This is a genomic window from Kitasatospora sp. NPDC004799 (assembly GCF_040609095.1).
Taxonomy (GTDB): domain Bacteria; phylum Actinomycetota; class Actinomycetes; order Streptomycetales; family Streptomycetaceae; genus Kitasatospora.
This window is the reverse complement of record NZ_JBEXJK010000055.1, coordinates 21,024-29,217: the sequence shown is the minus strand read 5'-3', so window position 1 is coordinate 29,217 and position 8,194 is coordinate 21,024. Positions and strand designations below refer to the sequence as shown.

At 74.5% G+C, this 8,194-nt stretch carries 6 protein-coding genes; 5 read left to right on the top strand and 1 reads right to left on the bottom strand.

The window, feature by feature from the left end; genetic code table 11:
* A partial coding sequence (locus ABZW03_RS10510) for a polymorphic toxin-type HINT domain-containing protein (protein WP_355254690.1) occupies positions 1–2,976 on the top strand: 2,976 nt, incomplete at its 5' end.
* 8 nt (positions 2,977–2,984) lie between these two features.
* Complete coding sequence (locus ABZW03_RS10505) at positions 2,985–3,362, top strand: hypothetical protein (protein WP_355254688.1); 378 nt, start codon at positions 2,985–2,987, stop codon at positions 3,360–3,362.
* A 110-nt stretch (positions 3,363–3,472) separates the two neighbouring features.
* On the opposite strand, the gene ABZW03_RS10500 is transcribed toward ABZW03_RS10505, so the two are convergent.
* Positions 3,473–3,838: a hypothetical protein gene (locus ABZW03_RS10500; protein ID WP_355254686.1), complete on the bottom strand. Its 366-nt coding sequence runs from the start codon at positions 3,836–3,838 to the stop codon at positions 3,473–3,475.
* Between the two features lie 416 nt (positions 3,839–4,254).
* Between ABZW03_RS10500 and ABZW03_RS10495 the strand changes: the two genes are divergently transcribed.
* From ABZW03_RS10495 to ABZW03_RS10485, 3 genes are read left to right on the top strand one after another with little or no spacing between them, the layout of a single operon-like run.
* Entirely contained in the window at positions 4,255–4,644 is a 390-nt protein-coding gene (locus ABZW03_RS10495) for a hypothetical protein (RefSeq protein ID WP_355254684.1), read from the top strand.
* A 2-nt stretch (positions 4,645–4,646) separates the two neighbouring features.
* On the top strand, positions 4,647–6,602 hold the full coding sequence (locus ABZW03_RS10490; protein ID WP_355254682.1) for a tetratricopeptide repeat protein: 1,956 nt from the start codon (positions 4,647–4,649) through the stop codon (positions 6,600–6,602).
* Positions 6,595–8,172 carry a serine/threonine-protein kinase gene (locus tag ABZW03_RS10485; RefSeq protein ID WP_355254680.1) on the top strand — a complete coding sequence of 526 codons (1,578 nt, stop codon included), beginning with the start codon at positions 6,595–6,597 and terminating at the stop codon, positions 8,170–8,172. Before ABZW03_RS10490 ends, ABZW03_RS10485 begins: the two co-directional genes overlap by 8 nt.
* The last annotated feature ends 22 nt before the right edge of the window (positions 8,173–8,194 follow it).

The following is an 8,194-nucleotide window of genomic DNA, read 5'->3' as shown; positions in this document are numbered from 1 at the left end:
GCGGCTGCCGCCGCGGCCGGTGACGAGACGAAGGCGCACGAGGCACGGGTGGCGGCGGACGCCGCCGACGCGGCCGCGAAGATCGCGGCGGACGCCAACGCCACGCTGGTCAAGGCGAACGAGGCCGCGGCGCGGAGCAAGGACGCGGCGGGTGCCGCGCTCAGCGCCAAGGGCAACGCGGATGCGGCGGCGGGTTCGGCCGAGCAGGCCGGTGCCTACGCGGACAGCGCCGGCGGCCAGTCGGCCAAGGCCAAGCAGGCGGCAGCGGCGACGCGCCGCCAGGCTGCCGAGGCCGGCCGTGCCGCCGCGGCCTCGCAGCAGCTGGCCGGGGAGGCCGCGACCCAGGCCGAGAACGCCAAGACGCTGCTGGCGTCCGCGGCCTCCCACGCCGCCGCGGCGGCCCAGGCCGCGCGGGACGCCGCCGACCACGCCGGGCAGAGCGCCAACGCCGCGCAGGAGTCGACCGACCACGCGAACGCCGCCTCCGGGTTCGCCACGGACGCGCAGAGTGCGGTCGACAAGGCCAACGCGATCCAGGACCTGACCCGGCGCACCGAGGCCGAGGACCTGACCAACCGCACGGCCTCCGCCGTGGAGAGGGCCCGCAAGGCCAAGGCCGACGAGGCCGAGAAGCAGGCGCAGACCGACCAGGCTGCCCAGCAGGTCCAGCAGGCGAAGGCCGAGGCCGACCGCCTGGCCCAGCTGGCCAACCAGCCCGGTGCGACGCCGGCGCAGGTGGCCACCGACGGCCGCAGGCTCGCCCTGATCTCCCGCAAGATCTCCGGGGAGTGGGGAGCCTCGGCCGCCGAAGCCGCCCTCACGGGCCCGGACACAGCCGTCCTCACCTACCTCAAGACCGGGCGCAACGAGGCCGAGGAGCACGACGCCCGCGACCGAGCCACCCAGGTCTACACCGACTCCGACAACGACACGGTCCGCACCGTCGCCTACACGGCCCTGCAGGGCGATGCCGCCCGGGTCGGCGCGTTCCTGACCAGCGGTCAGTACGAGGCCGCCGCGCCGGAGAACCGGCTGACGATCACCCGCATCACCGACAACGCCGGCCCGGCCGTCAAGGCCGCCGCCGACGAGGCGCTGCGGGTCAACACCCCCGCCGCCCTGCGGGACTTCCTCGGCAAGGGCCTCGCGGACGCGCAGGCCGCCGACGACCGGCTGACCGCCACCCGGCTGGAGGACGCCCCGGCCACCGAGCCCGAGCTGAAGGCCGCGGCGAGGGTCGCCCTCGAGGGCCCCGTGCAGGACCTGCGTGCCTTCGTCGCCAAGGGCCAGTTCACCGCCCAGCAGCGCGACCGGCTCACCGCCGTCCACGTCGCCGACGTCAAGGGCCTGATCGCCCAGGCCACCGCCGCCTCCGCGACCGCCGCCCAGAACGCGGCCACGGCCCAGGCCGCCGCCGCCATCGCCCGCGCCGCCGCCGAGGAGGCCAAGGGCTACCAGGCCGCCGCCCAGGCGTCGGCCGACACCGCCGCCGACCAGGTCGCCAAGGCCCAGGCCGCCGCCGACGCCGCCCAGGCCGACGCCACCAGGGCAGCGGCCTCCGCGAAGACCGCCAACGCCGCCAAGGCCTCCGCCAACCGCGACGCCGCCAAGGCCGTCTACTCCGCCGGCAGGGCCGAACAGTCGGCCAGGCAGGCTCGGTTCAGCGCGGCCGACGCCAACGAGTCCGCGAGCGCCGCCCGGGCCTCCGCGGAAGCGGCCGGCCAGGACGCGACAGCCGCCCAGGCCGCCGCCGACGACGCCCACGCGAACTACCAGGTGAAGCAGGAGGCCGAGGAGAAGGCCCGGCTCGCCAAGCTGGAGGAGGAGCGCAAGCAGGCCGAGCAGCAGGCCCAGGCCGAGAAGCAGAAGCAGGACTCGATCGCGGCGATCGAGGAGGAGATCAAGAAGGCGAAGGAGGACAGCGAGAACGTCAGCTACCTCTACCAGCTCTTCTCCGAGAGCATCCACCTCACCCTCGACGTCATCGGCGGCGCGGGCGGCGTCATCGCCCCCGGCCTCGCCGACATCGCCGACCTCGTCAACTGCGCCTACTACGCCGTCGAAGGCCGCACCACCGACGCGGTCACCTCCTGCATCGGCGCGATTCCTTTCATAGGCGACGGCGCGGCCGTCGCCAAGCTCGCCCAGTGGGCCAAGAAGTTCGGTTCCTGGGGCGAGAAGGCCGTCGAGTTCATCAAGAAGCTCGTCACCCGGCTCCCTCCCAGCTGCCCGCTGCCGAACAGCTTCGTGGCAGGCACCCGCGTCCTCATGGGCGACGGCTCCACCCGCGCCATCGAGACCGTCAGGATCGGCGACGAGGTTCTCGCCACCGACCCCACCACCGGAGTGACCGGACCCCGCCGGGTCTCGGCCACCATCTCCTCCCCCGACGACCGGGACTTCACCGACGTCTCGCTGAGTGCCGGGCAGTCCCTGACCAGCACCGACCACCACCCCTTCTGGTCCGAGAACCGGAAGACCTGGATCGACGCCGTCGACCTGAAGACCGGCGACGAGCTGCGCGACCCGACCGGACAGCCCCGGCGCATCGAGGACGTCCGGCACTGGAACACCCTCCAGCCCGCCTACAACCTCACCGTCGACGACCTCCACACGTACTACGTCCTCGCGGGCGACACGCCGGTGCTCGTGCACAACAGCGGCAAGCCCTGCGGTGAGCACGATGTTCCCGGGCTCCCCAGGACTCCCGACAAGATCGGCACCGGCCCGGGTGACTGCAAGGAATGCGCGGAAAGCATTCGGGACAGTCTGGGCGGCGGGAACGTCGTCCGGTTCGATCCCGCTCCCTATCCCGCCTTCGGGCGGTACCAAGGGCAGGAGCACGTCTGGACGCACCACTACGTCGTGGTCCGTGACGGGCGAGTGTACGATGCGTTCACGCCCAGAGGGGGATTGACGATCCCGGAGTACAAGGCCCTCTGGGAATACGGCCCGGACATCAACTTCGGATTCTAGGAAGAGCCGTGAACCACAGGGATCTGATCACCGAGGTACGTGCGAAGCCTGGACTCTTCGGGCTCGACGGTTCGTACCGGTCCAGCGTGGCATTCCTCGTCGGCCTCGACCTCGGAAGCTCCGGAGGCCTGCTCAGGGGATTCAGCGAATGGCTCGTCGTGAGGCGCGGGCACCGCACCAGTCTGGGCTGGCAGCGCCTGGTCCTGGAAGTCGCCCTGGCGGGAGAGTCGATCAGTGGTCCGGCCGATCTGGACGGGGCCCGGGAACAACGCTCGGTGGACTTCCTGTTCGCGTTGCTGATCGAGTTCCTGGAGCTTCGGGACAATTCCCTTGAGTTCGCCCGAATGTACGCGGCCTACAGCTCGCTGTACGCGTCGGATGAATGAGGACAGTGAAAACGAGGAGCCCCGTCAGGTCGGTCCTGGCGGGGCTTCCCCGTGTCCCTGGGGGGAGCCCGGAATCGGTCGGGCCGTAGTCGCCCGCCCGGGACCGGGCGTCAGCAGCCGATGGAGCGCATGGTGACGGTGGTGAAGTAGGTGTTCCTGGGGGCGTGGAGGGTGATGGCGCGGGACTTGCCCTTGCCGCCGGCCCAGTCGCTGTCGACGTGGCCGCCGTTGGAGAGCTTGCCCTCCACGTAGGGACAGCGGCCGTCGGCCTTGGTGTCGTGGACCGTGCCGACGACCTTGGTGTTGTAGTTGCACCACTTGCCGTTGGCGTAGCCCTGGCCGGAGCTGATGCTCCAGTTCTGGGTGCAGGAGTCGGCGGGCGGCGCGGCCTGGGCGGCGGCGGCCGGGAGCAGCAGGGCGGCGAGGGTCAGAGCGGCGACGGCGGCTCCGGGGACGGCGAGACGGCGCTTGGACACGGCGGTACCTCCACACGGTTGCACGGTGGACATCCGGGCCGGGGCGGTCACGGCGGCGCGGCGGCACAGGAACGCGGCCCACCCCCGGCGGTCCGACGAGCGTGACGTAGTCGAACGACCGCCGTCAACGGCCGGCTCGGGCGCGGGTGGCGGGATGCCGCCCCTGGGGCACCGGAGCGGCACGTACGGCCCAAGGGGTACGTCCCGCACCATGGGGACGGGCCGAGTGGTCGTCCAGGTGCGCGAACCTCGCTCCGGAGTTCGCCGGTTCGCCCTCGGCGGGCCGACCATCGGATGGCGATCTTCTGACGGACAGTCATAACATTTCGGCCGCACGGGGAACAGAACGCTCCGCACCGCCGTCGTAGCGGATGCGGAACACCCGCGCCGGTTCGATCCGAGGGGGAATCGCTGTGGTGGAATCCTGGCTCGCAGTGGAGGCGGGCGGCCCCGACGCCGTCCTCGACCTGCGCGACTGGCTGGCCGGCGAGCCGGCGCTCCGCGGCCGGGTCCGCGTCGCACCGGCCACGCCCGGCCCGGGCGAACTCGGCGGCTGGTCCGACGTGCTGATCGTGGCGGTGGGGGCGGGCGGCGCCGTCACCACCCTGGCCGCCTCGCTCCGGGGGTACCTGAGCCAGCCCCGGACCAGCACCGTCCGGCTCAAGACCGTACGGCCGGACGGCACCCGTACCGAGGTGACCGCCGAGCACGTCGCGCGCTCGGACGTGGAGACGGTGCTCCGGGCGGCCCTGCACGACGAGGCGCGGACCGCTGTCGACGTCCGGACCGACGGCGTCCCGGACTGACCGTGTTCCGGCTCCCCGACGCCGCGCGCTCGTGGGCGGTGCTGATCGGCACCGCCCACTACACGCACCAGGGTGGGCCCGCGGACGTCCCGTCGATCACGAACAACGTGCTCGACTTCCGGGACGTCCTGATCGACGGCCAACCGGGCGCGTTCGCCCCCGAGCGCAGCATCACCGTGCTGGACCCGCGACAGCCGAGGGACCTCGGCCTGCCGCTGCTGCAGGCGGCCGCCGCCGCCGAGGACGTACTCCTCGTCTACTACTCCGGCCACGGCCTGATCGGCTCCAAGAAGGGGGAGCTCTACCTCGCGCTCACCGAGACCGACCAGAGCATGCCGTCCCTGACGGCCTGCCCGCTCGACGTCGTCCGGGAGGCGTTCCAGGCCAGTCCGGCCCGCGTCCGGGTGCTCGTCCTCGACTGCTGCTTCTCCGGCCGCGCGGTCGCGGGCGGCCTGTCCGGGAGCTCCCCGCCGGTGGCCGAGCAGCTGGAGATCGCCGGCGCGTACACCCTGGTCTCCTCGCCGCCCAACTCGCCCTCCCACTTCGAGGAGGGCAAGCGGCACACCGCCTTCACCGGCGAGCTGCTGCGCGCGCTGCGCAACGGGGTCGACGGCGCCGGCCCGGAGGGGGTGTCGCTGGGCGCCCTCTTCCCCCACCTGCGGCTCGCGCTGCGCTCCCGGGGCTGGCCGGAGCCGGAGCAGTGCGGCACCGACACCGCCGCCAACCTGATCCTCAGCCGCCCGCGGGCCGGACGCCTCGGCCGGCCAGGTCCGGAGCAGCCCCCCGACGGCCCGCAGGGGCCGGTCACGGAGCGGGAGCGCTTCCAGTCCCTGGTGGAGGCCGGGCGGCGCCTCGGCCAGGGCGGCCACGCCCGGTCCGCCGCCTCGGAACTGGGCAACGTCCTGGACGAGATGACGCAGATCCTGGGCTCGGACGACCCGGACACCCTGGCCGGACGGATCGAGTACGCCCAGTGGCTGGGCGCCGCCGGCCAGGTCCGCGAGGCGCTCGACCTGTCCACGGCGGCGGTCGGCGCGCTGACCCGGGTGCTCGGCGCCGACAACCGGGTCACCCTCGTCGGCCGCGCCCAGCTCGCCCACTGGACCGGCGAGACCGGGCAGCCGCTGGAGGCGGCCCGCCTCACCGGCGAGGTGGTCACCGACCTGACCCGCGCGCTCGGCCCGGACGACCGCGAGACCCTGCTCGGCCGGGGCCGGCACGCCCACTGGCTCGGGGTCTCCGGCCACACCGGCGCCGCCGCGCAGCTCACCGACCTCCTGGTGACCGACCTGCGCCGGGTGCTCGGCGCGGAGGACCGCGACACACTGGTCGGACGCATCAACCAGGCCCAGTGGACCGGCCGTTCCGGGCAGACCCGGCAGGCCGTCCGCCTGCTCAACTCCCTCGTCCCCGACCTGTACTGGCTGCTCGGCGCCGACGACCTGCACACCCTGGTCGGCCGGGCCAGGCTCGGCCAGTGGACCGGCGTGTCCGGATCGGCCAAGGGCGCCCGCGGGCTGTTCGCGGCGGTGGTGCCCGACCTGAGCCGGGTCGCCGGACGGGACGCCCGGGAGACCCTCCTCGCCCGCAGCCAGCTCGCGCACTGGACCGGCGAGGCCGGCGACCCGCGCACCGCGATCGCCCTCTTCCGGCAGCTGCTCGACGACCTGGACTGGATCCTGGGCGAGCGGGACCAGGTGACCCTGGTGAACCGGGCCCGGCTCGCCCACTGGACCGGCGCCGACGGGGACGTCCGCACCGCGCTGCGGATCTTCCACGAGGTGCTGCCGGAACTGCGCCGCACCCTCGGCCCCGGCCACCCCGAGGTGCGGGCGAACGAGGCCCTGCTGGCCCGCTGGCGCCGCCGGGCGGACCGGCGGCTCAAGGCGGAGATCCTGTTCGGGCGCGGGCACCGGACCACCGACCGGCGCGGCCTCGGGACGTGGAGCGATGGCTGAACCCCACGACCGGGCCCACGACCGGGCCGACGACCGGACCGACGACGGGCTCCACGACCGGACCGATGCCCGGGCCGATGCCCGGGCCGACGACCTGAGCCGCGACCTGCCCGGCGACGTGAGCCGCGACCTCACCGGCGACCGGAGCGACGACCTGACCGGCGACCTCACCGGCGACCGCGGCGGCGAGGCCGACGGCCTGGCGCCCCTGGCGGCCACCGACCGCCGGGAGCTGGGCGACTACCGGCTGCTGGGCCGCCTCGGCGCGGGCGGCATGGGGATCGTCTACCTCGCCCGCTCCGCCACCGGCCGGGCCGCGGCGGTCAAGGTGCTCCGCCCGGAACTGCTGAGCGAGCCCGGCGCGCGGGAGCGCTTCCGGCGCGAGATCGCCGTGGTGTCGCGGATCCCCGAGGAGTTCACCGCCCCGTTCCTGGGCGCGGAGGCCGACGAGGAGGGCGCGTGGATGGCCACGGCCTTCATCCCCGGGCTCTCCCTCCAGCAGAGCGTCGACGCCTACGGCCCGCTCCCGCCCGACTCGCTGTACGCGCTCTGGTACGGGCTGCTGCGCGCCCTGGACTCCGTCCACGCGGTCGGCGTGGTGCACCGGGACCTCAAACCGTCGAACGTCCTGCTCACCGCCCAGGGCCCGCGGCTCATCGACTTCGGCATCTCGATCATGGCCGGCTCTACCCGGCAGACCTCCACCGGAGCGATCATCGGTACGCCGGGCTACCTGGCCCCGGAGCAGATCAGGGAGCAGCCCGTGGGCCGCGGGGCCGACGTCTTCGCCCTCGGGGCGGTGATGAGCTTCGCGGCGACCGGGGTGCCGCCCTTCGGCGGGGACAACCTCGTCCGACTGATCTACACCGTGCTGCACGACGAGCCCCGGCTCGCCTCGCTGCCCATCGACCTCGACGGCTGGGTCCGCGCCTGCCTGAGCAAGGATCCCGCGCACCGGCCGACCGTCGACAGCCTGCTCGGCGTGCTCTCCCCCCGCCAGGTCACCACCGCGCGGCGCCGACTCGCCCGCGGGGACTGGCTGCCGGACGACGTCTCCCGCGCCACCCTGCGGCGCGCCCAGCTCGTCCTCGACCTCGACCACCCGTACCAGCCCCGGCCGGACCGGGCCCCGGCGCCACTGGACGCGCCGACCACGGCCGTGACCCTCCGGCGGCCCGCCCCGGGTGGGCCGACCCTCCGGCTCCGCGGGCCGGCGTGGCGGACCGGGGTGTTCGGGGCCCCGCCGCCCCCGCCGCCGGAGACCGTCCACCTCCGCGCCTCCGGGTTTCCGCAGCCCGGGTCGCCACCCACGCCGCCGCCCCCGCCGCCGCCCACCGCGGCCCGTGCGTCGATGCCCCTGCTGCCCGGCCCCGCACCGGACCCCCCACCGCCCTACCTGCCGGCGGTGCTGCCGCCGCCGCCCCCGAAGCCGCCGGGCGGCAGCGGCCCGGCCCCGGAGGTCCTGCTGCGCACGTCCTCCTCCCCCATCGAGGCCGAACTCCCGCCCCCGCCCCGCACCGGCCTGCGCCGCCGCTGGCTCCGCCCGTCCACCTGGCGCCCCCGCGGCTGACGGCCCGGCCGCCCCGGCCGGT